The sequence below is a fragment of the Cyclobacterium xiamenense genome (assembly GCF_042140265.1).
Taxonomy (GTDB): domain Bacteria; phylum Bacteroidota; class Bacteroidia; order Cytophagales; family Cyclobacteriaceae; genus Cyclobacterium; species Cyclobacterium xiamenense_A.
Genome location: NZ_CP159481.1, coordinates 4,298,068 through 4,324,660, shown reverse-complemented (window position 1 = coordinate 4,324,660; position 26,593 = coordinate 4,298,068). Strand labels below are relative to the sequence as shown.

Below are 26,593 nucleotides of genomic sequence, written 5' to 3'. Positions count from 1 at the left end.
TGCTTCGCGCTTTTTCGAAAATTCCATCTTATAAAACCATTGCAACTTGAGAGAAGAAGATCAGTTTGTAGGAAAACACAACGCTCCGGAAGAAATTCTGGAATTTGAAGGCCCTCAGTTGTTTGGGCATCCGAAGGGATTATTGACGCTATTTTTTACCGAAATGTGGGAGCGTTTCAGCTACTACGGCATGCGTGCCTTGCTGATCCTGTTTATGACGGCGCCAATTGCCTCCGGTGGCCTGGGATTTGACGATCAGACCTCCGGCGCCATCTATGGCCTCTATTCCATGGCCGTTTACTTGCTGGCGCTTCCGGGTGGCTGGGTGGCAGATCGGCTCATCGGCCTGAAAAAATCCGTTTGGTACGGGGGAATCGTCATCACGCTCGGTCATTTTACCATGGCTCTTCCGGGTGTTTTTTCGCTGCTTTCCGAAACCCCCAGGGCTGCCGGGCAGCTTGCTGCATGGGATCTGCCATCATTCTTTCTGGGGCTGGTATTGATTGTTTTCGGCACCGGCTTGTTGAAGCCAAATATCAGTTCCATCGTAGGTCAGTTGTACCCGAAAATAGCCCCAAGCGGGATGCTGGTTTTTCGATATTCTACATGGGTATCAACCTCGGTGCCTTCCTGGCACCCATCGCCTGTAGCACCCTGGCCGTTTACGACTGGCACCTGGGTTTCGGTCTGGCCGGCTTCGGGATGTTGATGGGGTTGGTCCAATACAAATGGACCGGAGGCTACCTCCGAGGGGTAGGAGAGTCCCTGGCAGCAGAGTCGCCGGCCCAACGGGAAGCCCAAAAGCGCCTGCAAAAACGCGTCTGGTGGGTGCTTGGATTCGTAGCGCTCCTTGTGCTGCTCTTTTTTCTGCAGCTTATTCCACTAGACCCTGTAGCCATAGCCGGAGTGTCCAATACGGTCATCGCACTCGTAGCTTTGTTGTTTTTTGGATATGTATTGCTGTTTGGCGGGCTTGATGCAGGACAGAAAAAGAAGGTACTGGTGATCATGATTCTCTTCGTGTTTTCTGCGGTCTTTTGGTCGGGGTTTGAGCAAGCCGGATCATCACTAAACCTCTTTGCAGAGCGGTTCACCGATAGGATGGTGCTGGGTTGGGAAGTGCCCGCGGGTTATTTTCAATCCGTGAACAGTATTTTTATTATTTTGTTTGCCCCTTTCTTTGGCGCCATGTGGGTAGCTCTGGCACGAAAAAACCTGGAGCCATCCTCTCCCCTGAAATTTGCCATCGGGCTGGTATTTCTTGGAATTGGTTTTTTGGTCATGTACTTTGCCGCGAAAATTGCTGCTGCTGGAAATCTGGCCGCACCGACCTGGCTGGTCATTACATACCTCTTTCATACATTTGGAGAACTTAGTCTGAGTCCCGTCGGCCTTAGTCTCACGACCAAATTGGCACCCAAAAAGTTTGCCGGACAAATGATGGGTATGTGGTTTTTATCCATCGCAATGGGAAATCTCGTTGCCGGACGGATTGCCGGAAGCACCAGTGGAGGAACAGAGGAGGCTCTGGCGAACATGCCACAACAGTATTTACTGATCGTGTATACGGTAGCAGGCGCTGGTCTTTTGCTAATGCTGGTCTCGAAACCTATTCGGAGCCTTATGGGAAAAGTGCATTAGGTAAAAAAAAGCCGGTTTTACGAAACCGGCTTTTTTTTACTCTTCTTTGTGGTCCTTTTTGAAGACGGTACTCCTGAAATCAATGGCGGAAAGACCTGCTCCCAGACCGACTAAAATTGCAACGATTAGCCAAAAGGTTTGTGCTCCTGAGGCAATGGGGGAATTGAATATTTCTAATAACATACGCTAATGGTTATGAAAGCTTTTGAAGCTGCAATTTAGCACCCAAAACCAGGATAACAAAGCATAAAAATAAAAAGGAGTGCATTCAATCCTCTGTTAAACGAGAGGAGAAGCTTTTGACCAGAAGGCTCCGTTGCACCGGGATCACTCAAAAATCATCTTCTTCTTCCTCTTCATCAAAAGAGAAATCGTCGTCTGAAAAATCGTCCCCGGCATCGTCAAAATCATCGTCTTCAAAATCCATGAAGACATCGTCTTCCAATCCGTGATCTTCGTCTTCATCGTAGACCTGATCGTCAAATTCACTGCTAAATTCGTCTTCTTCGTCGAATTCATCTTCAAAATCCTCATTCATAAGCGTCAAATAGATTAAAGGCTGTTTTTTGCGCTAAGTAAGGAAATTTTTATAACTAACTCAATACCTCTGTATGAAATATTTCTTTGCCGCTGGGAGGAAGGCTAGACCTTTGGTTTTCAGCCCATTGATTTTCCAATTGACGAACCCAGTTTTCCAGGTACAGCAAGAGATCTTCTTTCTTGTTTTTTACCAGATTCAGGCGACGTTCCCTGGGGAGCAGGGCGAGAATTTCCGGGTCGGACAGCCGTTCGAGATGCATGAGGTCCTCTCGGGTCAATCCGATTTCCAATAACTCAGAGATCATCAGGTCCATCGGCAATCCGCTGCTTGGACAATAGTCGTTCAGTTGCTCGCTCCAGTCCCCGCTTCGTTGCATGGCAAACCGATGTATGTCCGATTTGCTGATCCGCGTTATTTCCTGTGCCAGGTTGCCACAGTTGCAGGCTCCCATGTGACCCCATTGGTAGGGAGCACCATTTTTTAGTTTCGAAACCGTTTTTCGAAGGGCTAGAATTAATTTAGGATTTGCTGTTGCCATGTACGTTTGGTTTTACTTAATAAACTCAATTTGGCAAAAGTAGTTTCCAAAAAAAAGGATTAATTGGGAAAGATCAGGAAAGGTGTTTTTTGTATTTTCCGAAAATGAGGTTAATGTATTGCTTGATTAACGGCTTGGAAAGGTATTTCTTTACTTGTTGGTATTGATTGGCCTTGATTATGTCCCGCTCATCTACCGAACTGCTTAGGATATAAATTTCCGGGTTGGATTGAGGCGGTTGAAACATCTCCAAAAAATCCCAACCGGTCATTTCGGGCATGTTCAGATCCAGAAAAAGGTAGTGGGGACTAATCTGGTAGATGTCCCGTAACGCATCCACTGCATTGTCAAAGGAAAACACCTTACAGGGCTGCATGATGTTTCTTTGAATCAGTTTTTCGGTTACAAAATTGCTGATGGGATCGTCGTCGATAAGAACTATCTTAATCATTAAAATACATAAACCTGTTTTTGAAAAGCAAAATACAAGTGACAAAAGTAGTTAAATATTTCCATATTGAACTTTAAATTCCTTCCTTTTTTTTTGTTTGTACCTCGGAAATCGGGAATTGAGATGAATAATTACCTAATTTTATGCCGGGTTTATCCTGACGTAAGGAGTGCGGTTGGGCATTTCTGTAAACGAAGGGAAAATGACCTCATGGATAAAAAATAAAACCCTATGAAGCGACCAGATTTTGACGATATTTTCATGGAATTGGCAGTGAGTCTTGCTCAACGTTCTCATTGCATCAAAAAGCATGTAGGGGCAGTTTTGACCAAGGATACCCGGATTATTTCCATTGGCTACAATGGTCCCCCTTCCGGTACCCACAATTGTGACGAGGAATTTCCAACGGAGGGTTGTAGCCGGGATAGCAAGGGTAGCTGTTCCCTCGCCTTGCATGCTGAACAAAATGCCATTCTGTACGCGGTAAAAAACAAAGCATCCGTGGAGGGATCCACGTTGTATGTCACCCTGGCGCCCTGTTTGCCTTGTGCCCGCATCATTTATTCCATGGGCATTCAAAAAGTAGTCTACCTGTATTCCTATGCGGCCTATAAAGGCATTGGAATTGACGAGGGGATTCAGTTTTTAGAAAAATTTGGGGTGCAAGCAGAGCACTACAGCAAAACAATACGAATACCGGACGAACTTATTTAAGAGGAACATTTCCTGCATGTTCAGAAAACTAAGGCCTCGCCACATCGTCGCGGCCGACAAGGTTTACTTCTCGCTCCAGGGAAATTCCAAATTTTTCCCGAATATCTGTTTGTATTTTTTTGCTTAGCGCGACTATCTCGGATCCCTCCGCCTCCCCATAGTTGACCAAAACCAATGGCTGATTTTCATGCACGCCAACCCGGCCGAATCGTTTCCCTTTCCAGCCAGCTTGCTCAATCAACCAGGCCGCGGGTACCTTGACCAGCGGGCCCGAAGGAAAGCCTGGTATCTTTGGATACCTTTCTTTTAATAACGAAAATTGTGCCTGTGGAATGCTGGGGTTTTTGAAGAAACTCCCCGCATTCCCCAATATTTTTGGGTCGGGGAGCTTCTGCTGCCGAATTTTGATCACGGCCTTGCTTATGTTTTCGGGGCTCGGGCTGCTTGCGCCCATTTCTGCCAGGGTTCGTTCAATATCACCGTAGCTGGTAACCGGCCGCTGTTTTTTTGATAGGCGAAAGACCACCCGAGTGATCACATACCGTCCTTTCCATTCGTTTTTAAAGATGCTGTCCCGATAACCAAACGCGCAGGTAGCTTTATCAACGGTCAGGGATTGTTTCGTCGCGATTTCAATGGCTTCCAAGTGATCAAAAACAGACTGCAATTCAACGCCGTAGGCGCCGATGTTTTGCATGGGGGCCGCTCCCACCGTACCGGGTATCAGGGATAAATTTTCCAAACCACTCAAGCCAAGTTGCAGGGAAGTAACCACGAGATCCTGCCAAATCACCCCGGCGCCCACCTTAAGCAACACGCTGTCTGCGTCCTCTTCTATTTGCTCGATGCCTTCAATGCAGATCTTCAGGACCAATGCGTCAAGGTCTTCTACCAATAGCACGTTGCTTCCCCCGCCCAATACGAATAAGGGCTTCCCCAACAGGTTCGCTTGCCTGATTGCCTCCAATACATCCTCCGGTCGATGGGCTTCAAAAAACAGGCTGGCTTTTTTGTCGATGCCAAAGGTATTGTGAGCACGTAAAGAAATATTTTCTCGTATCTTCATTGTCGAAAGTATGCGCGAATTAAAGATTATTTAATCAAATAGAAAAAGATTCCGGTATTTTCCACCTCGTCCTGAGTCCAGAGCAGCTAGTACGGAAACGAGACAAAAACGGCAAACTATGAAAGAAATGGTGATCAATGGTATCCGGATACGTCCGGGTCAAACGTTAAACATCGAGATAGCCATTGCCCGGCTACCCACGCATACGCTGATTGATTTACCTGTTTTCATTCGGAGCTCCAGCAACCCGGGTCCGACCGTACTGATCAGCGGAGGCGTGCATGGGGACGAAATCAATGGTATTGTCACGGTAAAGCGGATGTTGGAAGAAGAAATCTTTGAACCCACGCGAGGGACCCTTATTTTTATCCCTCTGGTAAATGTGTACGGATTTTTGAGTAATTCCCGTACATTTCCAGACGGCCGCGATTTAAACCGGAGTTTTCCCGGTAGTAGCAAGGGGTCACTTGCATCACAGATCGCCTATATTCTCACCCACGAGATCATCCCGCAGATAGATTTCGGTATCGATTTTCATACCGGGGGACGGATGCTTTCCAATTTTCCCCAGGTGCGGGTAGATTTTAAGGACAAGAAAGGGCTGGAACTCGCCCAGGTTTTTGGTGCAAACTTTACAGTAAATTCGCCACACATCGACCGATCCTTCCGAAAAGAGGCCTTCAAACATAACAAGCACATACTCGTTTTTGAGGGAGGAGAATCCATGCGCCTCGATGAGCAGGTTATTCAGGAAGGAATCATGGGCACGGGTAGGTTGCTGAAGTACCTGGACATGATTGAGGGTTCTTTTCCTCCGGTCCGAAGCCTGAAAATTCAGGATAGCAGCTGGGTGAGAGCCAGAATATCAGGTATTTTCAATGCCTCGGTTTCGGCGGGAGACGAAGTGAAGAAAGGGCAGGTGCTGGCGAAAATATCCGACCCCTACGGACAGGTAAAAGTGCCGGTAAAAAGTCCCTCAGCCGGACACGTGATTGGGATCAACAACCAACCCGTAGTGAATGCGGGTGACGCTCTCGTACATGTGGGTAGAAGCCAGACCGGCGCATCGGGGCCGGACTATTGAATCTGACTCCCTTTTCCAGGTCCGGGTTGGGATCCACCTGAGCGCCTACAAGTAGCAACAGGTCCGATGCCTATCCTAACCGACCGGGGTACCCACGGGCTCCTGAAGTCCCGATGCATCGCTTTTCTGCTATCTGAGATTGGAATGCCTGCCCTTGCTTTTCAGCCAATAGAATGTGGTATCCGAGGGCTACCCATCGATGAACGATAGCCCCGCTTTTTCAACCGGTCGAGCTCCCTTCAGGCCCGGATCCGGAGGTGTCCTGCATACCGGGTAGATAGCGGGCAGCGGGCACAAATACCCGCTAACGAAAAAAAGGAGGGGTCATGCATTGCAACGCGCCACCTGGCGTTTGATCCGGTATTTAGGGTGTTTTCTCCATAATAACCCCTTCATCCAGACGAATGGTGGTTTTGGAGTCGCAAGCTGCTGTGACCGCGTATACCAGTTCATGCGTAACGGGATTATCAGCAGCCCGGAATATGGTCCAGGACTCGGTCCCGCTTGCCGCCCGGGGTAGCGGCTCTGACAAACAAGCGATGCTTAGTAATTTCTGCGGGTCCACAACCACTTCAAAATCGTTTCCACTCCAGTTTCTTCCTTGCATTTGTCCCTGACTGGCGATTTGAACCAGTCGATTGGATTGAAGCGAGCCCTGATGCTGGTAGGCTGGTTTCAGCCGCGTAGACGAACCCTGCGGATGGATCAAACGCAGGGAATCCGTCAATTCGGTTAGGGTTATTCGCAGAGGAAGGGCTTCGGTAACTCGGAAAAGTCGCTGGCCGACCAGTTCCGTACCTTCCCTCTTGTAGCCGGCAAATGACAGGCGTAGCGTGTCTCCTACGGTAGTTGATTCGCCCCCGTAATGGATGGAAACGGTCCCTTTTCTCTCTACCGCTATGTCACTGCAACCGGGGCGATCGTAATCCAATGAAACAGAAAAAGTCAGGGGATCTCTGGTTATCTCCGGGCATCCGGGAAGGGTGTCCAGAAAGGGTTCCTGCGCGAAATACTCCCAGGGTTGAAAAATTAGGTACAGGTGTTCGTCCAGACTTTTGGATACCCAATAAGCTTCTTCCCCTTCAAAAGATTGGTTGATCTGCAAGTCCCTGCTGACATCGGGCTGGCAACCAAGCAGAAATGATAGCAACAGGTATGCGACCACTATTTTTCTCATCGTTCCATAAGGTTTTCCCGGTACTCTTCCGTGCCGAAATTACTGAAAGTTTAATTAATTTCCATCCCTGCATTCCAAAGCATGGAAAATTACGTATTTTAAGCTATCTAAAACCTAAACGAAGCTAGGATGCAGAATCAGAAAGGAATGTTGGTCTCCGGAGCACTGCAGGGACAGGTGCTATTGATCACTGGCGGGGGGACCGGATTAGGAGCCGCTATGGCCCGCTACTTTTTGGAGCTGGGTGCAAAATTGGTGATTTGTAGTAGGAAAATAGACATCTTAAAAGCAACCGCTTCGGAATTGGAAAAAGCGACCGGTGGGCAGGTATTGCCCCTGGCCTGTGACATACGGGACTACGCAGCACTTTCTCAAATGTATCAGGAAGCGAAGGCCTATTTTGGCAAAATAGATGGGGTGGTAAACAATGCGGCGGCAAATTTTATTAGCCCCACCCATCGGCTCTCTCCCAATGCCTTCCATACCATTCTGGATATCGTGCTTAAGGGTACCTCCAACATGACCCTGATTGCTGGAAAGGACTGGATCGAGGATGGGAAGCCCGGTGTTTTTTTGAACATCGTGACCACCTATGCATTCACCGGTTCTGCCTATGTGGTCCCCAGTGCTGCAGCAAAAGCCGGAGTGCTGGCGCTGACCCGATCTCTAGCAGTGGAGTGGGCGCCGCATGGAATCCGATCGAATGCCATTGCGCCCGGCCCCTTCCCTACAGAAGGAGCCTGGGAGCGGTTGCTGCCCGGTCATCTGGCGAAATCGTTTGATCCCGTTCATCGAATTCCGTTGGGTAGGGTAGGAGAGCACCAGGAATTAGCCAATTTGGCAGCTTATTTGGTTTCTCCCTATTCGGCCTACATAAATGGAGAAATAATCACGATCGACGGGGGGGAATGGTTACAAGGTGCGGGCCAGTTTAATGGTTTCCGGCAGGTGACACCGGCAGAATGGGACTTACTTGCCGCCAAACGAAAAAAGTGCAACTGACCCAGGTAAGGAACGCCGTTGAGGGATTCAGCGCTTGTCCTCTTTGAACACGGGTGGCTTCTTAAAGGGCAAGGTCAAACGAAAATCCCAATTCGGGAGTACTTTCTGTATGTTATTTTCCTCCAACGATGTAGTTTCTATAAAATACCAGTTCGTTCGGTTTTCGGTACCCACAGCGATCAGGTTGCTATCTGATGTCAGTGTACCGCCCGGAACCTTTGTGACCAGTGTGACGGGTACCAGAGCATGGATTTCATCCGACACTTCTACTAGCTGTATTTCTTCACCGAATGTCATGGAGGCCAATCGTTGCCCCCGCTCCTGCTTGGTTTCCTGTATTTGTTTCAGTATTTTTTTCATGGCCTCCCTACCACCTGCTTTTTCGATCAGGGCAGGGTACGTAAAGTCTAGTAAGATTTCATGATCTCCGTGCAATTGCGCATAGGCATAAATTTGTCCGGCGGTTTTGATCTCTTCCCTAATTTGGTTTTGGGCCTTCAGGGATAGCGATATTGCCCAAAAAACAATCCCAAGCAGCAGTGTTCGTACCATAGCTATACCGTTATTTACGGCCTAAAATAGGCTTTTGAAAAGGATATTCAAGGTAAAAACAGGTAAAATTTTACTGCTCTACACCAGTTGCATTAAACCAACTAAGATCTCCATTTTCTGTTCCATAACTGATCTGAAGGGGGTTGCAGCAAACTTCACAATCCTCTATGTATTCCTGTTCGGATACGCTAGGATCTAGCAATACGGAGATTTCGGAGAAACAGAATGGACACTGAAAAAAATGTTCGATTTCCATAGCGTTAGTTTATTGGACCTGTCTGCTTGGTAAAACATGCGTAGGGACTGTATCGTTCCGCCCCCGTTGTGTCTCCGGACTAGCAGGAAAGCCTCTTGGAAGACTACCGAGTACCGACAGGTCTGTCTTACAGCCTGGAATATTCGTAACAGCGGGACACGAAAAGCAGCGAGCGCCCGTCACAGGCCAGTCGTACCCAAAGAGATTGTGGTAGTTTTGCTATCCAATACCCTCGCGTTTTCGCATTTCAGAATTCGGTAGGGATGCTTTCTGAGCAATTCGTAATTGTGGGTGGCCATCAAAATGGCGGTGCCCTTTTTATTGATTTCCTGAAACAATTTAAAAATACCGTCTGCCACCTCCGGGTCCAGGTTTCCGGTGGGTTCGTCGGCCAGAAGGATAGAGGGTTCGTTTAGCAGGGATCGGGCAATGACCACCCGCTGTTGTTCCCCACCGGAAAGCTGATGGGGCATTTTGGAAGCGGCGCCCCCAAGACCCACACCCATCAGCACTTCTATCATTCGATTTTTCATCTTGATTTTATCCTTCCAGCCGGTAGCTCTCAGGACGAAGTACAGGTTTTCGGACACGGATCGATCGGGGAAAAGCTGAAAGTCCTGGAACACAATTCCCAATTTGCGACGCAAATACGGTATTTCCTTTTTTTTCAGCTTGTCAATCGAATAGCCGGCCACGCTGGCCTGCCCCATGATGAGTGGGAGGTCAGCATATAGCGTTTTCAGGAGAGAACTTTTTCCACTTCCCGTACGACCGATCAGAAACACAAATTCATCCTTTTCGATGGTGAAGGTCACGTCCTTCAATACGGTGTTGATTCCCTGAAAGATACAGGCCTGCTGTACCGAAACCACCGGTTCGTTTCGAAAAGACCATATCAAATACTGAGTTTTTTGAGTTTGCCAAAGGGCAGTTCCCGGATCAATTCTTCCAGTTCTGCCTCTTTTCCCTGGAGCCCAAATTTTTCGATGTTTTTCAGCGGGCGGTCTGCCCTGAAATAGGCTACCAACACAAAGTTTTCGTCCCGGATCTGTATGTAATCCGGGATTTTCGCTTTCCCTTTTACTTTGATAATGTACATATCCGGTAAGTTTTATGCGTGTTGGCTAAGGGTTATTTCTGACCTTTCTTTGGCGAGAAAGTCCTCCCATCAGGCATTCGCTTTGGCATGGTCAGCCAGAAACTGAGCCAATCCTTTGTCGGTAAGCGGGTGATTCAGCAAGCCGGTAATGACCTTGAGCGGGCAAGTAACCACATCGGCTCCCAATTCGGCACACTTGATCAGGTGCATGGTATGCCGGATAGAAGCGGCCAATACCTCCGTTTCGAATCCGTAGTTTTGGTAGATGTGTACGATTTGACCAATGAGATCCAAGCCATCAAAGGATATGTCATCCAACCTGCCGATAAAGGGTGACAGGTAGCTGGCGCCAGCTTTTGCCGCCAATATCGCCTGACCGGCAGAGAACACCAGGGTGCAGTTGGTACGGATACCCTCGCTGGCAAAATACTTAATGGCCTTGATTCCGTCTTTGATCATGGGGACTTTTACGACGATTTTGTCATCGATTTTGGCCAATGCTTTCCCTTCTTTGACCATTCCCTCAAAATCGGTGGCAATCACTTCCGCACTTACCTTATCGTCTACGATATCGCAAATGGCTTTGTAATGGTTTGTAACGTTTTCATCCCCCCGTATACCTTCTTTGGCCATCAGTGAAGGATTGGTGGTCACGCCATCCAATACGCCCAGGTCGTGGGCTTCTTTAATTTCGTTTAGGTTTGCGGTATCGATAAAGAATTTCATGTGCAACAAGTAAGTTTGAGTGTATCTGCTGGTAAATCTACGTCAAAAGTAGTAAAAAGCGGGCGCGCGTAAAATAAAAAGAAAAAAAATAAGCGGCATCGCACCGCTACAACCGCCTACCCTTGCTTCCTTCCGGACCTGGGGGATTTAGCAGGAGCTGGTCGTGCCGCTCGATACAAAGGTAGATAAATTTTCGACCCAAACAAAACTATTTCGCCAGCAAACGGCTAATGGCTTCACTATCAAATCTTAATTTTTTGGCCGAATTATTGCCCTCTGTCGGGTGTTCCTGAAGATAACTAATTATTTTCGCTAAAAACTGTTTTGATATGATGATAAAAGCATTGGGTACCCTGAGCATCGTTTTTCTTTTCGGCGCCTGCGCGGTATTTCAGCCGCGAATCCCTTATCAGTTGGGCATGTCCGAAAGTAAATTTCTTCGGCAAAATCGCGAGGCGGTTATCAGCCAACTGAACGAGCAGAAAAAGGTGTACCGCCTTAGTTCTGACGAACGGTTTTACATACTCGCCACCTTTGAGAACGGGCAATTGGTGAGTCTGGAAGAAAAGGAACTGAGGCCCCAATGGCCCCGGCAGCGAATGATGGAGGAAAATAACATCTACGAAGACAATAGCGAGCAGCGGCAGCCCAATCGGTGATGTACCTATGAATCGTTAGACCAGAACCTGTAGACCCTTCGAGAAAGCACCTGCAAAGATTTTTGTTTGGGATTAATAGGGTTTCTGGAAACGATAATCTAAAATTTTTAGTAAGTTTGGTTGATCTATGCCTGGCATATCTGAAGGATTCCAGCGCTGGATTCGTTTTTTCAAGAGATAACGATCGGTAGGAAGGAGCCTTTTTTTCGATGGCTATCGATCTTTCGATTCGTACCTCGTTCAAGGGGCAGCAACGATCTGCGGGGCTGATTTCCTTTTATTCAAGTTTAGGTCGAAAGCCTATTCTACCGCAGGCATCAAAATTGTTGTTGGATCAATTGTAAACAAATGGAAAATAACCGACGAAAGTTTTTAAAAAGATTAGGAATGGCCGGCGCTGCTTCAGCATTCGCTCCGGCCGCGTTTGCCGGATCGCCAGTCCCAAACCTGGTGCAGATGGATCGATTGTCCAAAGGAAGCGCCGATGACCGGGAGTTGAAAATCGCACTCATCGGTGCAGGCATCATGGGAACGCAGGACCTGAATACAGCGCTGCAGCACGAAAATGTTTCGGTCGTTGGGGTTTGTGACCTTTACGATGGACGCTTGGAATCAGCGAAGGAAAAGTGGGGACAGCACCTATTTCTCACGAAGGACCACAAGGAGATTTTGAAGCGAAGCGATATTGACGCGGTACTTATCGGGACGCCCGACCATTGGCACAAGCAAATCAGCGTGGACGCGCTGAATGCTGGAAAACACGTGTATTGCGAGAAGCCCATGGTTCATTCTGTAAAGGAGGGCAAGGAAGTCATCGATGCCTGGAAGAAATCGGGGAAGGTATTTCTGGTAGGGAGCCAGGGGATTTCCAGCCTTGGCAACGAAAAAGCAAAGGAATTGCTCGCCCAGGGGGCGATTGGCGATATCAATTATGCGGAGGGTTTTTGGGCGCGTCATTCGCCGGAAGGAGCCTGGCAGTATCAGGTTCCCAGCGATGCCTCCGAGAAGACCGTGGATTGGCAGCGTTACGTATCCAATACCAATGAAAGGGAGTTTGATCCACTGCGCTTTTTCCGCTGGAGGAATTACCTGGACTACGGGACAGGAATGTCCGGAGATCTTTTTGTACACTTATTCACCAGCCTGCATTTCATCACCAATTCCCTGGGACCGAATAAGATTTCGGCCATGGGGGGATTGAGGTATTGGAAGGATGGGAGAGAAGTTCCGGACGTCTTGTTGGGCATGTTTCAATATCCCGAAAGCCAGGAACACCCCGGGTTCAATTTATCACTGCGTTGCAATTTTGTTGATGGAACCAGCGGCTCCACCTACCTGAAAATTGTGGGTAGCAAAGGTTCGATGGATGTAAAATGGGACGAAGTAGTGGTGAAAACCAATCAACAGGTCTCCAGTGGCGATCCATTCTTGGAAGCTCAGGCTCAAATGCGGGGAGGAGCTCCCGACCGGAAGCGAATGCTGCCTCCCAACGAAATGGTCTACAAGGTAGAACCAGGATACAAGGGAGCACATTACGATCATTTTGGAAACTTCTTCAGGGCCATTCGTGAAAACGGGACCGTAGCAGAAGATCCTGTCTTTGCATTTCGGGCGGCTGCGCCTGCACTGCTGTGCAATGACAGTTATTTTCAAGATAAATTTATCGCTTGGGACCCTGTTCAGATGAAATTAGCGTAAACCGATTGCTTTTCCAAAAACTAAAAATAAACGAAACAATGAAAAGAGTAACAAAACAGTCCGGCCTTTTAGTGGCCGCGTTGATCGGTTTGGTTTTTACCGCTACCGGTCAAACCTCACTTTTTAATGGAACCGATCTTTCCGGATGGATTGTCTACGGTACCGAAAAGTGGTACGTAGAAGATGGGATTCTGGTATCCGAAAGTGGTCCAGATGCAGAGTACGGCTACCTGGGTACAGAAGATGACTACAAAGATTTTGAACTAACAGCGAAGTTCAAGCAGGATCAGGACGGCAACAGCGGCATTTTTTTCCGATCTACTTTTGAAGGAACCAAGGTGTCCGGCTGGCAGGTAGAAGTCGCCCCTCCGGGTAACGACACCGGGGGTGTCTACGAGTCCTACGGAAGGGGCTGGTTGATCAAACCCGATGCCGAAAAAGACAAGTACCTGAAGTTTGGCGAGTGGAACGACATCAAGGTACGGGTAAAAGGAGACCGGGTAGTCACCTGGCTGAATGGAAAAAAGATGGTGGACTTCAGTGATGAAAAAATTGGTGAAGGAGAAGGGCAAATCGCCCTTCAAATCCACAGTGGTGGAGGCCTGAAAATCTCTTGGAAAGACATTAAAGTAAAGGAACTCTAAGTCCGTGGCCGACCACGGACTTCCCGAATACTCGCGAAGTATCGGTAGAGTAAACCAAAAGAGCCCCGAAACAACGGGGCTTTTTTGGGTAGTAGGCCTATTGTTTGACAAAAGGAAAGAACCTTTGGGGCATTTTTTGTAATTTGCGACCTGATAAAAGATACTATATGTCGAAATTTGATTCCATAAGACCTTTTTATGATAGCGAAGTAAACAAAGCCTTAAAGGAAGTCGCCGCCCATCCAATGATGAAAGCGATCATGAATTTTACGTTTCCGGACCAACCGGACGAGGAATGGACAGAGCAATTGCTAAAAACGCATTCCATTCGTGATTTTCAAATCAACTTTATCTATCACTCCGTACGAAAAGTACTGGATATCAGTTCGGATGGGTTGACTACCTCCGGGTTTGAGCAACTACAACCCAACACGGCATACCTGTTTATTTCCAATCACCGGGATATCATTTTGGACACCTCTCTTTTGAATGCCACCTTGTACGAGCACGGTTTGCTTATGACTACTTCTGCAATTGGTGATAACCTCGTAAAAAAGCCTTTCTTGCGTACGTTGTCGAAATTGACGCGTAATTTTATCGTTCACCGGGGGCTGAGCAACAAGGCCATGTTGGCGTATTCGACGTTGAATTCGGAGTTTATTCGGGAGGCAATTTTTTCGCAAAATCGTTCCGTTTGGATCGCGCAGCGGGAAGGACGCACCAAAGACGGAATGGATCTCACGCAAAAAGGCGTTCTAAAAATGCTTTCCAAAGCCTGCCATTCGATGACGCTGGAGGAATATTTTCTAAAATTGAAAATTGTCCCTGTGTCCATTTCCTACGAAAACGATCCGACGGATGTCTTGAAAATGCCCGAACTGCTGGCAAAGGCCAGGGAGGAAACGTATGTAAAACAAAAAAATGAAGATTTTCGAACACTGGTGAGTGGAATCATGGGACAAAAAAAGCAGATCCATATTTCCGTGGGGAAGGTATTGGACGAGGAAATAACTACTATTTTTGAAAAGGAGACCAGTGTCAACAAACAGTTGCAGGCTTTGGTGGAAGCGTTGGACCGGGTAATCGTTCAGAATTACCGGTTGTGGCCAACCAACTACATTGCCTTGGATTTACTAAACCAGAGCAACGAACATCGGGGACACTATTCCGTAGAAGAAAAGGAAGAGTTTCAGGCTCGTATACGAAAAGGCGTGGAGATGGATAATGAAGTGGCCGTACGAAACTTTCTCTCCATGTATGCCAATCCGGTCATTCACAAAGAAAAAATGCAGCTTCTGGCTCCCTAACCGGGGAATGCGGGAAGCAGCGCTCTGTATAACCGATCCATTAGAAAAAACAGCAATCGTTTGAAAGAAAAGTCAGTAAAAATAGGTTTGGTGCAATTGAGCTGTGGTGCCGAGCCACAGAAAAACCTCGAAAACACAATCGCTGCTATCCGAAAGGCAGCAGGCGCCGGGGCTCAGATCCTCTGTTTGCAGGAGCTTTTCCAATCCCTTTACTTCTGCGATGTGGAAGATTACCGGAATTTTTCCCTTGCCGAGAAAATACCCGGAACGGCCACGGAAGTACTTGGTCGTCTGGCAGAAGAGCTGGGAGTAGTGATCATAGCTTCGCTTTTTGAAAAGCGTGCAGAAGGAATTTACCACAATACCACCGCTGTATTGGATGCCGATGGGAGGTATCTGGGTAAATACCGAAAAATGCACATCCCGGACGACCCGGGGTATTACGAAAAGTTCTATTTCACCCCGGGAGATTTGGGGTACAAGGTATTTTCCACCGCCTACGGAAAATTGGGTATTTTGATCTGTTGGGATCAATGGTATCCTGAAGCAGCACGAATTACCAGCCTGATGGGCGCAGAGATCCTGTTCTATCCCACGGCAATTGGCTGGCATCAATCCCAAGATGGGGCGACGAATGAGGAGCAATACCAGGCTTGGCAAACCATTCAGAAAGCGCATGCGGTAGCGAACGGTGTACCCGTAGTAGCGGTAAATCGCACGGGAGTTGAGGGTGACATGCAGTTTTGGGGCGGCTCCTTCGTTACCAATGCCTTTGGTAAGGTGCTTTACCAGGCACCACACCTGGAAGAGCAGGTAGAAGTGGTAGAAGTAAGCCTGACCCAGTCAGACAGCTACCGAACCCATTGGCCATTCCTTAGGGATCGCCGCATCGATAGTTACCAGCCTCTACTCAAACGGTTTCTCGATGAAGATTGACCCCGGTTTTTTTTTCAAGAATAGTTTGGGTAAGGATCCCCTGCTCCCTGCCGATTTGGGGTATTTCTTTCCAGCGGAATTCCACCGGCACGATGCCACCTGGCTGAGCTGGCCGCACAAACAAGCCTCCTGGCCCGGAAAGATCAACAAAATCTATCCCGCCTATGCGACATTTGTTGCCTACCTATCCAGAAGCGAGCAGGTGAATATCCTGGTCGCGGACGATCGCATGCAGCAATTTGCGCAAGATCATCTCGCAAAGGCTGGTGCAATCGAGCAACGCGTTCGATTTCATCATTTCCCTACCAATGACGCTTGGTGCAGAGACCATGGCCCTGCCTTTCTGATACACCCAAAACCTGGATGGAGCAAAGCGATCGTGGATTGGGGGTACAATGCATGGGGCGATAAATACCCTCCTTACGACCTGGATAATCAGGTTCCGGAAAGGGTAGCCTTGCACCTGGGCCTCCCTTGTTTTCGACCGGGGATTGTCATGGAAGGTGGTTCAGTGGATTTTAACGGGGCGGGAACGCTGCTGACTACCGAAGCCTGCCTGCTGCACCCCAATCGAAATCCTCATTTAAACCGGAAGCAGATAGAAACCTACCTCAAAGCTTATTATGGGGTCCAGCAGATCCTCTGGCTAAAAGACGGTATCCTGGGAGACGATACGGATGGACATGTGGATGACCTGACGCGTTTTGTTAGTAAAAACAAAGTACTGACAGTGCTTGAGTCCAATAGGAAAGACGAAAATTACCAGGTCTTGCAGGAAAATCTGAAACTGTTGGAATCCTTTCGGCTACTGGACGGCAGCTCCCTTGAAATCGTGGAATTGCCCATGCCCGCTCCTGTGGTCTGCCAGGGGGTTCGCCTGCCGGCCAGCTACGCCAATTTCTACATTGCCAATTCCTATGTCATCGTGCCTACCTTTCGGGATGCCCATGACGAGCCAGCATTGGATATTATCAGCAGTTGCTTTCCAGACCGGGAAGTGGTCGGAGTAGACTCCTGGGACCTGATTTGGGGACTGGGTTCCTTTCACTGCCTCAGCCAGCAGGAACCCGCGGCCAGCACCATCCCTGACGTTTCCTGAGAAAATAAGCAACCCCTGCCGGCTCCCGGCCCGGGAGGAGGCTTTGGATGTCCTGCTTAGTTCGCAGCCTGGCAACCAAAAAAGCCTGCTTCGGTTTGCTTCCGAAGCAGGCCTGCGTCCTACCTCAAAACGAGTAGGGAAGGTTTATTGCCAGCCGCCGCCCAGGGCACGATACAGGCTCACCAAACGCTGAAGTTGCAGCATTTTTAATTCGATGTATTCCAGCTCGGAAGCCAGGGAATTGGATTGGCTATTGATTACGTCCAGGTAGTCGGCATAGCCTACCTTAAACATGGTATTGGCGTTGTCTACCGATCGCCGCTGCACCAGGACCTCATCGGTCTTTAATTCCAATTCTTCCCTTAGCGTGCGGTAATCGTTCACCAGCCCAAGCACCTCCAGGTATCCGCTGAGGACGGTTTGTTCGTAATCGTAGAGGGCGATTTTCTGACTGGCTTTTGCGGACTCGTAGCTTGCTTTGATTCGGTTCCTGTTGAATACCGGGGCTACCAGTCCACCGCCCAATTGATAAACGGCAGAGCCTGGATTCAGAAAGAGTTTGCTGAATTCAAAGGCATTGAAGCCGGCCATGCCATACAGGTTAAACGTGGGAAAGAAAGCGGTTCTGGCAATGCCCACTTCCAGGTTATTGGCTCGAAGGTTTTGCTCGGCTGCCCGTATATCGGGGCGCATCCGCAGTAGGTCCGAGGGAAGACCCAGTTCCAATACTTCCGGAAGCATCGTTACCTCTGAAAGCGACTGGCGCTGCACCGGTTCCGGGTAGTCGCCGGTAAGATAGGCCAGGTTAAGCTCGGCCTGCCTCAGTTCCCTTCGTTTGCTGATCAGGATGCCTTTTGAATTGAGCATCAATGCCTCGAATTGATCAATGGACAACTGGCTTTCCTGGCCGGCGTTTTTCAGGCTTTTCCCCAATTCAAAGGCTTGTTCCTGAAAGGCTATATTTGTCAGCAAGGTCTCAATTTCCTCGTCCAAGCCGACAATGGTGTAATAGGTACTGGCAATCTCAGCGATGAGCCAGGTTTTGGTTAGGTTGACCATTTCTTCAGAGGCCAGGTACCGGGCAAGTGCTTGCTTTTTCCGCATCTGAAGGCGCCCCCAGATATCCACTTCCCAGTTGAAAGTAGCTCCCAGAATAAAGTCCTGATAAGGAACGGGGATGCGCCGGTCCTCCGGGACCGTAGGAGAGAGATTCGTGTCATCGTTTCCTACCCCATCCATGGTGTAGTCGCCAAATTTTTGAACTTCCGCTCCTGCCCGCAGGTTGAACTCGGGAAGTTGTCCCATTCGTGCTCTGCTGAGCGAGGCTCGGGCAATCTCTATCTGCGCGAGGGTCCGGGCCACATCCTGGTTTCGCTCCAGTCCTTTTCGGATCAGTCCCTGCAGCTGTGGATCACTGAAAAAGGATTCCCAGCCTACCAGTGCCATGTTGGAACTATCGGCGTTCGCGGTAATGAAGTCGGGGTACTGCTCCGGAGGTTGGTTGTAATCGCTGAGAAGCGGTTGATCTACCTTGCAGGAATAGAGAATACCCAGCCCGACAATTGCGACTAGCAGCAGGCCCGGGTTGAGGGTGGTGTTTTTCGTTCTACGCATCACTATTACGAAGTTTTTAGGCTACTGGAAGTCACTGCCCGATCGGAGGGGATGGGATCGGGTTGTTTTTTTAAGTAAACCGCCAGGGTTTCGAAGGCCACGAATAAACCTGGAATAAGGATAATTCCCACAAACGTACCGATGAACATACCTCCGGCGGCAGCCGTACCGATGGTTCGGTTTCCGACTGCTCCTGCGCCGGTGGCCAGGGCGAGTGGAATCAATCCGCTGATAAAGGCAAAAGAGGTCATGAGAATGGGGCGCAGCCTTTCTACGGCTGCGTGGATGGCCGAATCCAGGATTCCCATGCCTTTTTGCCTGGATTGCACCGCAATTTCAATGATAAGAATTGCATTTTTTCCCAAAAGACCAATAAGCATGATTAGCGAAACCTGCGCATAGATATTGTTTTCCAATCCGGTGAGCTGTAATAACAAAAAGGAGCCAAAAACACCGGCAGGTAGCGACAGGATCACCGATAGGGGTAGGAGATAGCTTTCGTATTGGGCCGCTAGAAGCAAGTAGACAAATACCAGACAAATCAGGAAGATGTATACCGCTTGATTGCCGGATGCAATTTGCTCCCGGGTAATACCGGACCAATCAATAGAGAACCCACGGGGTAGAATCGATACGGCGGTTTCCTCGACTGCACGAATGGCATCCCCACTAGAGTATCCCGGTGCCGCGTCGCCATTGATCATGGCAGAGATAAACATGTTGTAGCGGGTGAGTTGCTCCGGTCCGTAGATTCGTTCCAGGTTGACAAAATTGGAGTAAGGGACCATTTCGCCCTGCTTGTTTTTGGTGTACATTTTTAGCAATGATTCCGGATTGGTCCGAAATTCGGGAGATGCTTGCAGCATTACTTTGTACATCTGTCCAAATTGGATGAAATTGGAACTGTAATAGCTCCCGATAAAGCTCTGCAGGGTCTCCATCGAAGCCCGAATGTCCACACCTAATTTTGCGGCCTTGTCATGGTCTACCCGCAAGATGTATTGTGGAAAGGAGGGATCAAAGTTGGTGAACGCTTCCTGAATTTCCGGTCGCTCCCGAACGGCTGTCAGAAAATCATCAACGGTTTGTGCGGTGAAGGCGAGGTCTCCACCGGTTTTGTCCTGCATTTGCAATTCAAAACCCGATGCATTTCCAAATCCAGGAACAGGCGGCGGAGCAAAAAACTGAATGGAAGCCCCTGTAATGTGTGCGGTCCGGTTCTGGTATTTTTCGATCAACTCGTTAACGTTTTCCTCCCGGTCATCCCAGCCGACCAAATTGATCATTCCCATGCCATAGGAGGCTCCGGCAGTTTCCGTAAGCAGGCTGTATCCGGCCAGGGTAGAGATGGTTTCAACCTCCTCAAAAGGCAGAATTGAAGCCTGCACATCGTCCATGATTTGTTGGGTTCGGTCCATGGTTGATCCGGGGGGAGTCGTTACGTTGACATAAATCATGCCCTGATCCTCGTTCGGGATGAATCCCGTAGGTAGAATGAAGGTGATTCCATAGGTCAGCCCAAAAAACAAGAATAAAATCCCGAAAGTAAGGGTTTTTCTCCCGGCGGTTTTGCCAATCAATCCAGCGTATTTGCCTGCAAAGGCCTCGTATTTTTCATTGAAACCTGTGAAGAAGCGACTCAGCAGGCCCTTTCCTTTTTCGTGATGTACCGGTTTCAATAACAAGCTGCACAGGGCAGGGGAAAGGGTTAGTGCATTGATCCCGGAGATCACAATAGCGATGGCCAAGGTCAGGGAAAACTGTCGGTAAAAAATCCCTACCGGACCGGAAAGAAAACTCACCGGAACAAATACTGCCGACATCACAAGGGTGATGGCAACGATTGCTCCACCAATTTCATGCATGGCCGCAAAGGTGGCCTCTTTTGCATTCATTCCGTTTTGGTGCATTTTCACATGCACGGCCTCCACGACCACAATGGCATTGTCCACAACGATGCCGATGGCCAATACCATGGCAAAAAGGGTAAGCATATTGATGGAGAAACCAAAAAGGCTCATAAAAAAGAACGTTCCCACCAAGGAAACCGGCACCGCAATGGCTGGAATGAGGGTGGAACGCCAGTCTTGAAGAAAGATAAAAACGACCAGAGAAACCAGAAGAAAGGCTTCAATAAGTGTTTTCACTACTTCCGAAATGGAGGCGTCCAGGAAACGGGAAACATCGTAGGAAATGTTGAAGGTCATGCCGGGGGGGAAGGAAGCTTCTTGCAATTCGGCCATTTTATCCTTGATGTTTTGTATCACTTCCCTGGCGTTCGAACCGGGACGTTGTTTGATCATGATGGATGCGGAGGGCTGCCCATCGGTCATTGACACCATGTTGTAATCCTCCGAATCGAAGGCAACTTCTGCCACGTCCCGGATTTTAAGCAGGGATCCGTCCGGTAGGGATTTTAACGTAATGTTTTCGTAATCCTCTTTGGTGTTAAACTTACCGGTGTATTTGAGGACGTATTGCAGGGACTGCGGGTCCCGGTCCGAACTAATTCCGGATTTTCCGGGAGCAGCTTCTACATTTTGGCTTTGAATCGCCTCACTGACATCCTGTGGGGTAAGGTTATAGGCCACCATTCGGTCCGGATTTAGCCAGATTCGCATGGCATAATCGCGATTTCCCATGATTTCCGCACGCCCCACTCCATCTATTCGTTTTAGTTCGGGAAGAATATTGATGTCTGCAAAATTGTAAACAAATTTCTCGTCCTGTGTGCTGTCTGAGGTCATCAGATTGAGGTAGAGCAGCATGGAATTCACCTCTTTTTCTGTCATTACCCCAGCGCGGATAACTTCTTCGGGCAATTCATCCACGACGGTTGCCACGCGGTTTTGCACGTTTACGGCAGCTTGATCCGGATCGGTACCTACACTAAAGAAGACCGTAATCACAGAGACGCCGTCGTTGGTATTCACCGAAGACATGTAGGTCATGCCCGGAACACCGTTAATGGCGCGCTCAAGGGGAGTCGTGACGGCTTTGGTCACCACCTCCGCATTCGCTCCCCGGTACTGAGAGGTTACGGTTACCGAAGGCGGGACGATCTCCGGAAACTGGGTAACGGGTAATCCGAAAAGTGCCAATAGGCCGATTAGGGTAATCAAAATGGAAATTACCGTCGACAGGATGGGTCGTTTTATAAACAAATCAAACATGTGTCAAGGGGTTTAAACGGCTAAAGCGGTAGGTTTAGGGAACGGTAAACTTCTTCTTCTCCGACCGGATTCGGTTTTACCGTGGCCTCGTCTTTGAGTAGCTGAATTCCTTCAAGTACAACTTTATCGTTGGTCGTAAAGTCTTGCGCCACGTAAAAAAGTCCGTGTCTACGCAGGGGCCTGAAGCTTCGGACATTTACTTTATTGTCTTTGTCAACGAGGTACACATAATTGTATTCCTGAATCTCAAAAGTAGATTTTTGCGGGATCAGAAAAACATCTTTCAGTTCATTGCTCATTTGCACTTTGCCGCTGGCTCCGTGTTTGATCAAGCCATCCGGGTTGGGAAACCGGACCCGAAGAGCAATGGACCCCGTACCTTGCTCGAAATCTGCTTCCATCGTTTCCAACCGGCCTTTGTAGGGGTACTCCACCCCATCCGACAAGATGAGGGAAATTTCCTCCTGCTCGTCCAACAGCGTCTCCCGAACCTGTTCGTTCATTTGTTCCGAGTCGGCATCTTTGTCTAGTTCACCCCGCATATACCGCAGGTATTCGTTTTCCGTGATGCGGTAATAGGCGAAGATTTCGCTGATATCCGTGATATTGGTGAGCAAGTCTCCACTTTTCACCAAGCTGCCGGTTTTGTAGGGAATCCGGTCCACTATGCCGTCAAAAGGAGCCTTCACCGTGGTGTACGAAAGGCCTACCTGTGCATTTTTTAGCATGGATTCGGCCTCCAAGATGGCAGATTCTGCCATTTCCTTTCTGGACTGGGCCAGTTCGAGTTCGGAAGAGGAATAGATTTTCTTGTCGACCAGGACTTTCAACCGTTCTACTTCCAGGCTGGCTGCCCTTTCTTCCGCTTTTGCCTGCATGAGTTTGGCTGTCGCAGAATTTACCAACTCGTTGTATTCTGCCGAGGAGAGCTGAAAAAGGGCCTGTCCTTTCCGTACTTCCTGCCCTTCGTCCACATAGATTTGTTCCACAAAACCCTCCACCTTGGAGCGAACTTCCACAAACTGAATCGCTTGCAAATCGCACACGTAGGTTTGGGGTACCTCTATGTCTTTCGGCATCAAGGTAAATACCGGTACTTCCAGGATTTCTGCATTTTTATTGTTTTTGCCACTTCCTTCGTTACAGGAAACCAGGGCACTCCCTATCGCCAGGAAACCAATAACTTTCCACAGGGATTTCAAACGTGCATTTTCGCTACCGGTATACCGGAGCCCAGAATTTTTCTTATTCATTTCAGAAACGAGATTAAACAAACAATAGAACGCAACGATTTCAGCCAACAAATGACAGGGAAGCATGCATGTGAAGCAGACTACCGATAGTTATTTCTTGTAGTTATTTTGGGGATTCTTGAAAATCGGCTTCGAATGAAAACCAATCTTCCGGAGAAGACAAGCGGTAGGCAATCCCTCAAGGCGCGTTGGAACACACCACCATAGACACGATACGCCTGAGTTGGTCCCGGGTGATGAGCGGTAGGATCGGGACCGGCGCTGAGGAGTGAAAAAGCTGCAACAGATGAAAGGGATCGTTACGCAGGTAAAAAACGGGAAGCAGCATGTCCCTTGACGAATGACTGCTTGATTGCGCCCTGCTGAGGGAAGTAGGAAAATCCAGGTAATCAAAATCGGATACGTCCATGTAAATCCCCGCTTTGGGAAACTGGTGGACTGCTTCTTCACCCTCAGCTACGGATAGACCAACTAAAAACAGCGCTAACAGGTTGCTCAGAAGATACCTTGAGAAAAAAGACGCTATTTTCCCTTGTTTGCTTTTCACGATACAAAAATAACGAGAAAATAACCAAGAAGGATACCGTTCACAAAGGAAAATCAACGCTAGTCAAGAAAAAAAAACGAATCAAATCGTAATTTTAAATAAAATAATCACACATATTAACTGAATAAAGGTAAATATTTGATATATTATTCTGAATAAATTAGATTTCTGAATGAAAAGAATGGTAGATATTGGCATCGACGGATTCCTTCATTCGGGGCGGTAAAATGGCCCTGCTACGGTGGGGTTCAACTACCCAGCCAAATATAAATGAGAACGGTTACCAGACACAAGGCGGCGGACACCGGTTTCGCGTATTTCCAGGGTTTCATCTCCAATACCGGCGGTCGACTTATGTAAGTATTGGGCTTCCCTGGGAAGTAATGGCTAATCGTATACATCAGCGCCAGGTTCATGACAAACTCAATCGCCCAAATGTGAATAAAATGGATACCGGAGTCGAACACGAAGCTTGTCAACAGGTAAAAGGTCAGGCCGGTAACCAGGCCTATTTTGGCTCCCCGGGCGGTCACTTTTGGGATGAAAAATCCGGCGATTAAAATCGAGGCGATCGGGATAAAAAATATCCCATTGAGCTGTTGCATCAACTGATAAAGTCCCTCCGGCGCATTGCCTACCAAAGGCGCAATGCCGATCGCAAACAAGGCGAGCACCAGTGAGCTTAGTCTTCCTACCCGAACCAACCGCCGGTCTGAACAGTCTGGATGAATGAGTTTTTTATAGATGTCGAGACTGAATATGGTGGCTGCCGAATTCAAAACACTGTTAAAGGTACTCAATATGGCCCCCAGTACCACGGCCGCAAAGAAACCGAGAAGCCCTACCGGCATCACTCGCATCAGCAATACCGGATAGATGAAGTCCTGGTTGTCGTAGTATTGATCTTTGTAATAATAATAGGCGATGATGCCGGGCAGCACAATGATCAACGGAATCAGTATTTTAAAGATACCGGTAAATAAAAGCCCTTTTTGGGCTTCGGCCATGTTTTTTGCTCCAAATGCCCGTTGAATGATGGTTTGGTTCATGCCCCAGAAATACAGTTGATTGATCATCAATCCTGTAAAGATGGTTCCGAAAGGTAATACGGAATCCGCCTCACCGATGACATTGAATTTTTCGGGAGCAAACGCATAGACCTTACTCATGCCATCGATGATATTCCCATCGCCTATGTCCCAGAGAGCAAAGACAGGGACCATGAGTCCACCGATCACCAGGCCAATTGCATTGATGGAATCGGACAAGGCTACTGCCTTCAAGCCTCCAAAGATGGCATAAACGGAACCGATCACCCCGATGGTCACGACGGTTATCCAGATACCTTCTGACAAACTCACTCCCAATACTTCGGACACACCGAAAATACTCTCCAGATTGATTGCACCGGTATACAGGACGATGGGAAGCAGTGTGACCACAAAAGACACCATCAGCAAGAACGCCACGAGGGTCTTGGTGGAGCTATCGTACCGGTTTTCCAGGTATTGGGGGATGGTGGTTAAGCCCATTTTTAGATAGATCGGCAAAAAATACAAAGCGGCAATTACCAGGGCAATGGCGCTGGTCACTTCCCAGGCAATGATGATCATTCCGTTTTTGTAGGCGGAGCCATTGAGCCCAATCAAGTGCTCGGTGGAAATGTTGGTCAATATCATGGACCCTGCAATCACGCCACCCGTGAGGGAGCGTCCGCCCAGAAAGTATCCGTCCCTGGAGCGAATATCGTCTTTTCTCAATTTGTACCAGGAAAAAAATGCAACAAAAAGGGTAAATCCGATAAAGGTCAGGGCTGTGAGCATCGCATAAAATTAAATTGCTGCCCGGGGTTCCGGGCAGCAAGGAGTTGGTCATCCAGGGTTTGTAGCGCCTAAAATTTCAGTGTATCGGGTAGGTATTTCGCCACCAAATCTTCGTAATAGGGACGAAGGGCTTTGGCATCCGGCGGCACCGGTACTTTGGAGTACAAGTCGTAGGGGTTGAATTTATCAACCCATTTGAACATCTCCCGATCGTGTGCGTTGAGGAGGTGGTCGTAAGCACCTTCCCGGTGCTGGGCATAAAAGGAATGGTACCGGATCATATACAAAGCAGGTTCCGGAAGGTAATCCTTCGTCATTTGGTAGAGGTACTCGTCGTGACCCCAGGACATTTTTACATTGTCCAGACCAGTATTTGGCTCGTATATTCCGTACGTTGTGTTGTACCGCTCGTCTTCAGCATCGGGATTACCCGCAAAAAATTCAGGATAGACAATTTTATCCGAATGCTTGCAGCCCACCGGAAAGGTATCCCCAACTACGGCCCACTGGGGTTCTCCAAATAAACAAAGCACTTTTCCCATGTCATGAATAAAACCGGTAAGCACAAACCAATCCGGATGCCCGTCCGCACGAATGGCCTCCGAGGTTTGCAACAGGTGCTGGAGTTGATCCAGGCTGGTGTCCGGATCGGAATCGTCCACCAAGGTATTCAGGTAATCGATAGCCTCCCAGAAACGCATCTCCTTTTTATCAAACCTGAGAAATTCCTGTTCTTTTTTCGTCACAAAATCATAGGTCTGGTAGTGGTGGTTCAATCGGTAAAAATCCCGAACCGTATCTACCCGTTCCGAGTCGTGGTAATTTCGGTAATCGTCCTTGGCTTTGGCTTGTTCGGACTTTGGTTTTGGATACCTGATCTTTAAATCATCTTCCCATTCTTCAATATTTGCAAGAGGTGCCTTCTCTTGGTCGCTGAATTGCTTGCTCATGTCATCCGGTTTTTTTTTCGCTCTAAATTTAGAAAAAACAAAT

At 48.4% G+C, this 26,593-nt stretch carries 26 protein-coding genes, 1 other RNA gene and 1 pseudogene; 10 read left to right on the top strand and 18 right to left on the bottom strand.

The annotated features are described in order from the left end of the window. Positions 1-46: 46 nt before the first annotated feature. Positions 47-1,641, top strand: a pseudogene (locus tag ABWH99_RS17580) (peptide MFS transporter). Between the two features lie 36 nt (positions 1,642-1,677). Here the strand turns inward: ABWH99_RS17580 and ABWH99_RS17575 are convergent. From ABWH99_RS17575 to ABWH99_RS17560, 4 genes are all read right to left on the bottom strand, one after another. Then, positions 1,678-1,824, bottom strand: coding sequence for a hypothetical protein (locus ABWH99_RS17575; RefSeq protein ID WP_375583131.1), 147 nt, complete (start codon positions 1,822-1,824; stop codon positions 1,678-1,680). Positions 1,825-1,972: 148 nt separating this feature from the next. Next, complete coding sequence (locus ABWH99_RS17570; RefSeq protein ID WP_375583130.1) at positions 1,973-2,179, bottom strand: hypothetical protein; 207 nt, start codon at positions 2,177-2,179, stop codon at positions 1,973-1,975. A 55-nt stretch (positions 2,180-2,234) separates the two neighbouring features. Continuing rightward, a complete protein-coding gene (locus ABWH99_RS17565; protein WP_375583129.1) occupies positions 2,235-2,720 on the bottom strand; it encodes a hypothetical protein in 486 nt (161 codons plus the stop codon). Between the two features lie 73 nt (positions 2,721-2,793). Further along, a complete protein-coding gene (locus tag ABWH99_RS17560) occupies positions 2,794-3,171 on the bottom strand; it encodes a response regulator (protein WP_375583128.1) in 378 nt (125 codons plus the stop codon). Between the two features lie 231 nt (positions 3,172-3,402). Here ABWH99_RS17560 and ABWH99_RS17555 point away from each other — a divergent pair, with 231 nt between their 5' ends. Continuing rightward, entirely contained in the window at positions 3,403-3,885 is a 483-nt protein-coding gene (locus ABWH99_RS17555) for a cytidine/deoxycytidylate deaminase family protein (protein WP_375583127.1), read from the top strand. 28 nt (positions 3,886-3,913) lie between these two features. Here ABWH99_RS17555 and murB read toward each other — a convergent pair whose 3' ends face one another. After that, positions 3,914-4,951: a UDP-N-acetylmuramate dehydrogenase gene (gene murB, locus ABWH99_RS17550; RefSeq protein WP_375583126.1), complete on the bottom strand. Its 1,038-nt coding sequence runs from the start codon at positions 4,949-4,951 to the stop codon at positions 3,914-3,916. Positions 4,952-5,069: 118 nt separating this feature from the next. On the opposite strand from murB, the gene ABWH99_RS17545 reads away from it, so the two are divergent. Next, positions 5,070-6,035, top strand: a complete 966-nt coding sequence (locus ABWH99_RS17545) for a succinylglutamate desuccinylase/aspartoacylase family protein (RefSeq protein ID WP_375583125.1) — start codon at positions 5,070-5,072, stop codon at positions 6,033-6,035. A gap of 364 nt (positions 6,036-6,399) precedes the next feature. On the opposite strand, the gene ABWH99_RS17540 is transcribed toward ABWH99_RS17545, so the two are convergent. Beyond that, positions 6,400-7,212: a hypothetical protein gene (locus tag ABWH99_RS17540; RefSeq protein WP_375583124.1), complete on the bottom strand. Its 813-nt coding sequence runs from the start codon at positions 7,210-7,212 to the stop codon at positions 6,400-6,402. 129 nt (positions 7,213-7,341) lie between these two features. On the opposite strand from ABWH99_RS17540, the gene ABWH99_RS17535 reads away from it, so the two are divergent. Then, positions 7,342-8,214 (top strand): SDR family oxidoreductase, encoded by an 873-nt coding sequence (locus ABWH99_RS17535; RefSeq protein WP_375583123.1) that lies wholly within the window; start codon positions 7,342-7,344, stop codon positions 8,212-8,214. A 27-nt stretch (positions 8,215-8,241) separates the two neighbouring features. Here the strand turns inward: ABWH99_RS17535 and ABWH99_RS17530 are convergent, their stop codons facing one another. The 6 genes from ABWH99_RS17530 to ffs all read right to left on the bottom strand — a co-directional run bounded on the left by ABWH99_RS17530 (position 8,242) and on the right by ffs (position 11,022). After that, entirely contained in the window at positions 8,242-8,766 is a 525-nt protein-coding gene (locus tag ABWH99_RS17530) for a hypothetical protein (protein WP_375583122.1), read from the bottom strand. Between the two features lie 70 nt (positions 8,767-8,836). Beyond that, positions 8,837-9,022 carry a CPXCG motif-containing cysteine-rich protein gene (locus tag ABWH99_RS17525; RefSeq protein ID WP_375583121.1) on the bottom strand — a complete coding sequence of 62 codons (186 nt, stop codon included), beginning with the start codon at positions 9,020-9,022 and terminating at the stop codon, positions 8,837-8,839. A gap of 179 nt (positions 9,023-9,201) precedes the next feature. Further along, positions 9,202-9,921, bottom strand: a complete 720-nt coding sequence (locus ABWH99_RS17520) for a cell division ATP-binding protein FtsE (RefSeq protein WP_375583120.1) — start codon at positions 9,919-9,921, stop codon at positions 9,202-9,204. Further along, on the bottom strand, positions 9,918-10,121 hold the full coding sequence (locus ABWH99_RS17515; protein ID WP_375583119.1) for a fructose-6-phosphate aldolase: 204 nt from the start codon (positions 10,119-10,121) through the stop codon (positions 9,918-9,920). Before ABWH99_RS17515 ends, ABWH99_RS17520 begins: the two co-directional genes overlap by 4 nt. Positions 10,122-10,190: 69 nt before the next feature. Further along, positions 10,191-10,847 carry a fructose-6-phosphate aldolase gene (gene fsa / locus ABWH99_RS17510; protein WP_375583118.1) on the bottom strand — a complete coding sequence of 219 codons (657 nt, stop codon included), beginning with the start codon at positions 10,845-10,847 and terminating at the stop codon, positions 10,191-10,193. A gap of 84 nt (positions 10,848-10,931) precedes the next feature. Next, positions 10,932-11,022: signal recognition particle sRNA small type (gene ffs / locus ABWH99_RS17505), an RNA gene on the bottom strand. Between the two features lie 154 nt (positions 11,023-11,176). On the opposite strand from ffs, the gene ABWH99_RS17500 reads away from it, so the two are divergent. The 6 genes from ABWH99_RS17500 (at position 11,177) to ABWH99_RS17475 (ending at position 17,190) form a co-directional block, all read left to right on the top strand. Continuing rightward, the gene (locus ABWH99_RS17500; protein WP_375583117.1) at positions 11,177-11,506 is read left to right on the top strand and encodes a hypothetical protein; all 330 of its coding nucleotides are present in this window, start codon (positions 11,177-11,179) and stop codon (positions 11,504-11,506) included. A gap of 348 nt (positions 11,507-11,854) precedes the next feature. Beyond that, positions 11,855-13,204 (top strand): Gfo/Idh/MocA family protein, encoded by a 1,350-nt coding sequence (locus ABWH99_RS17495; RefSeq protein ID WP_375583116.1) that lies wholly within the window; start codon positions 11,855-11,857, stop codon positions 13,202-13,204. A gap of 38 nt (positions 13,205-13,242) precedes the next feature. Then, positions 13,243-13,848: a DUF1080 domain-containing protein gene (locus ABWH99_RS17490; protein WP_375583115.1), complete on the top strand. Its 606-nt coding sequence runs from the start codon at positions 13,243-13,245 to the stop codon at positions 13,846-13,848. A 167-nt stretch (positions 13,849-14,015) separates the two neighbouring features. After that, positions 14,016-15,155: a 1-acyl-sn-glycerol-3-phosphate acyltransferase gene (locus tag ABWH99_RS17485; protein ID WP_375583114.1), complete on the top strand. Its 1,140-nt coding sequence runs from the start codon at positions 14,016-14,018 to the stop codon at positions 15,153-15,155. A gap of 60 nt (positions 15,156-15,215) precedes the next feature. Beyond that, entirely contained in the window at positions 15,216-16,091 is an 876-nt protein-coding gene (locus ABWH99_RS17480; RefSeq protein ID WP_375583113.1) for a carbon-nitrogen hydrolase, read from the top strand. Next, complete coding sequence (locus ABWH99_RS17475) at positions 16,081-17,190, top strand: agmatine/peptidylarginine deiminase (protein ID WP_375583112.1); 1,110 nt, start codon at positions 16,081-16,083, stop codon at positions 17,188-17,190. The genes ABWH99_RS17480 and ABWH99_RS17475 overlap by 11 nt, the downstream gene beginning before the upstream one ends. Before the next feature lie 144 nt (positions 17,191-17,334). On the opposite strand, the gene ABWH99_RS17470 is transcribed toward ABWH99_RS17475, so the two are convergent. The 6 genes from ABWH99_RS17470 to ABWH99_RS17445 form a co-directional block, all read right to left on the bottom strand. After that, positions 17,335-18,804: a TolC family protein gene (locus tag ABWH99_RS17470; RefSeq protein WP_375583111.1), complete on the bottom strand. Its 1,470-nt coding sequence runs from the start codon at positions 18,802-18,804 to the stop codon at positions 17,335-17,337. Positions 18,805-18,809: 5 nt separating this feature from the next. Next, positions 18,810-21,977 (bottom strand): efflux RND transporter permease subunit, encoded by a 3,168-nt coding sequence (locus ABWH99_RS17465; RefSeq protein WP_375583110.1) that lies wholly within the window; start codon positions 21,975-21,977, stop codon positions 18,810-18,812. A gap of 20 nt (positions 21,978-21,997) precedes the next feature. After that, positions 21,998-23,230, bottom strand: a complete 1,233-nt coding sequence (locus ABWH99_RS17460; protein WP_375583109.1) for an efflux RND transporter periplasmic adaptor subunit — start codon at positions 23,228-23,230, stop codon at positions 21,998-22,000. A 178-nt stretch (positions 23,231-23,408) separates the two neighbouring features. After that, a complete protein-coding gene (locus ABWH99_RS17455; RefSeq protein ID WP_375583108.1) occupies positions 23,409-23,777 on the bottom strand; it encodes a hypothetical protein in 369 nt (122 codons plus the stop codon). Positions 23,778-24,025: 248 nt separating this feature from the next. Then, positions 24,026-25,600 carry a solute:sodium symporter family transporter gene (locus ABWH99_RS17450; RefSeq protein ID WP_375583107.1) on the bottom strand — a complete coding sequence of 525 codons (1,575 nt, stop codon included), beginning with the start codon at positions 25,598-25,600 and terminating at the stop codon, positions 24,026-24,028. Between the two features lie 68 nt (positions 25,601-25,668). Then, positions 25,669-26,550: an inositol oxygenase family protein gene (locus ABWH99_RS17445; RefSeq protein ID WP_375583106.1), complete on the bottom strand. Its 882-nt coding sequence runs from the start codon at positions 26,548-26,550 to the stop codon at positions 25,669-25,671. Between the last annotated feature and the right edge of the window lie 43 nt (positions 26,551-26,593).

Coding starts and splice junctions, on each gene's coding strand:
- ABWH99_RS17575 (WP_375583131.1), bottom strand. CDS start 1,824: ATGTTATTAGAAATATTCAATTCCCCCATTGCCTCAGGAGCACAAACC.
- ABWH99_RS17460 (WP_375583109.1), bottom strand. CDS start 23,230: ATGAATAAGAAAAATTCTGGGCTCCGGTATACCGGTAGCGAAAATGCA.
- ABWH99_RS17555 (WP_375583127.1), top strand. CDS start 3,403: ATGAAGCGACCAGATTTTGACGATATTTTCATGGAATTGGCAGTGAGT.
- ABWH99_RS17470 (WP_375583111.1), bottom strand. CDS start 18,804: ATGCGTAGAACGAAAAACACCACCCTCAACCCGGGCCTGCTGCTAGTC.
- ABWH99_RS17485 (WP_375583114.1), top strand. CDS start 14,016: ATGTCGAAATTTGATTCCATAAGACCTTTTTATGATAGCGAAGTAAAC.
- ABWH99_RS17490 (WP_375583115.1), top strand. CDS start 13,243: ATGAAAAGAGTAACAAAACAGTCCGGCCTTTTAGTGGCCGCGTTGATC.
- ABWH99_RS17495 (WP_375583116.1), top strand. CDS start 11,855: ATGGAAAATAACCGACGAAAGTTTTTAAAAAGATTAGGAATGGCCGGC.
- fsa (WP_375583118.1), bottom strand. CDS start 10,847: ATGAAATTCTTTATCGATACCGCAAACCTAAACGAAATTAAAGAAGCC.
- ABWH99_RS17540 (WP_375583124.1), bottom strand. CDS start 7,212: ATGAGAAAAATAGTGGTCGCATACCTGTTGCTATCATTTCTGCTTGGT.
- ABWH99_RS17570 (WP_375583130.1), bottom strand. CDS start 2,179: ATGAATGAGGATTTTGAAGATGAATTCGACGAAGAAGACGAATTTAGC.
- ABWH99_RS17545 (WP_375583125.1), top strand. CDS start 5,070: ATGAAAGAAATGGTGATCAATGGTATCCGGATACGTCCGGGTCAAACG.
- ABWH99_RS17450 (WP_375583107.1), bottom strand. CDS start 25,600: ATGCTCACAGCCCTGACCTTTATCGGATTTACCCTTTTTGTTGCATTT.
- murB (WP_375583126.1), bottom strand. CDS start 4,951: ATGAAGATACGAGAAAATATTTCTTTACGTGCTCACAATACCTTTGGC.
- ABWH99_RS17535 (WP_375583123.1), top strand. CDS start 7,342: ATGCAGAATCAGAAAGGAATGTTGGTCTCCGGAGCACTGCAGGGACAG.
- ABWH99_RS17500 (WP_375583117.1), top strand. CDS start 11,177: ATGATGATAAAAGCATTGGGTACCCTGAGCATCGTTTTTCTTTTCGGC.
- ABWH99_RS17560 (WP_375583128.1), bottom strand. CDS start 3,171: ATGATTAAGATAGTTCTTATCGACGACGATCCCATCAGCAATTTTGTA.
- ABWH99_RS17525 (WP_375583121.1), bottom strand. CDS start 9,022: ATGGAAATCGAACATTTTTTTCAGTGTCCATTCTGTTTCTCCGAAATC.
- ABWH99_RS17565 (WP_375583129.1), bottom strand. CDS start 2,720: ATGGCAACAGCAAATCCTAAATTAATTCTAGCCCTTCGAAAAACGGTT.
- ABWH99_RS17465 (WP_375583110.1), bottom strand. CDS start 21,977: ATGTTTGATTTGTTTATAAAACGACCCATCCTGTCGACGGTAATTTCC.
- ABWH99_RS17515 (WP_375583119.1), bottom strand. CDS start 10,121: ATGTACATTATCAAAGTAAAAGGGAAAGCGAAAATCCCGGATTACATA.
- ABWH99_RS17475 (WP_375583112.1), top strand. CDS start 16,081: ATGAAGATTGACCCCGGTTTTTTTTTCAAGAATAGTTTGGGTAAGGAT.
- ABWH99_RS17530 (WP_375583122.1), bottom strand. CDS start 8,766: ATGGTACGAACACTGCTGCTTGGGATTGTTTTTTGGGCAATATCGCTA.
- ABWH99_RS17445 (WP_375583106.1), bottom strand. CDS start 26,550: ATGAGCAAGCAATTCAGCGACCAAGAGAAGGCACCTCTTGCAAATATT.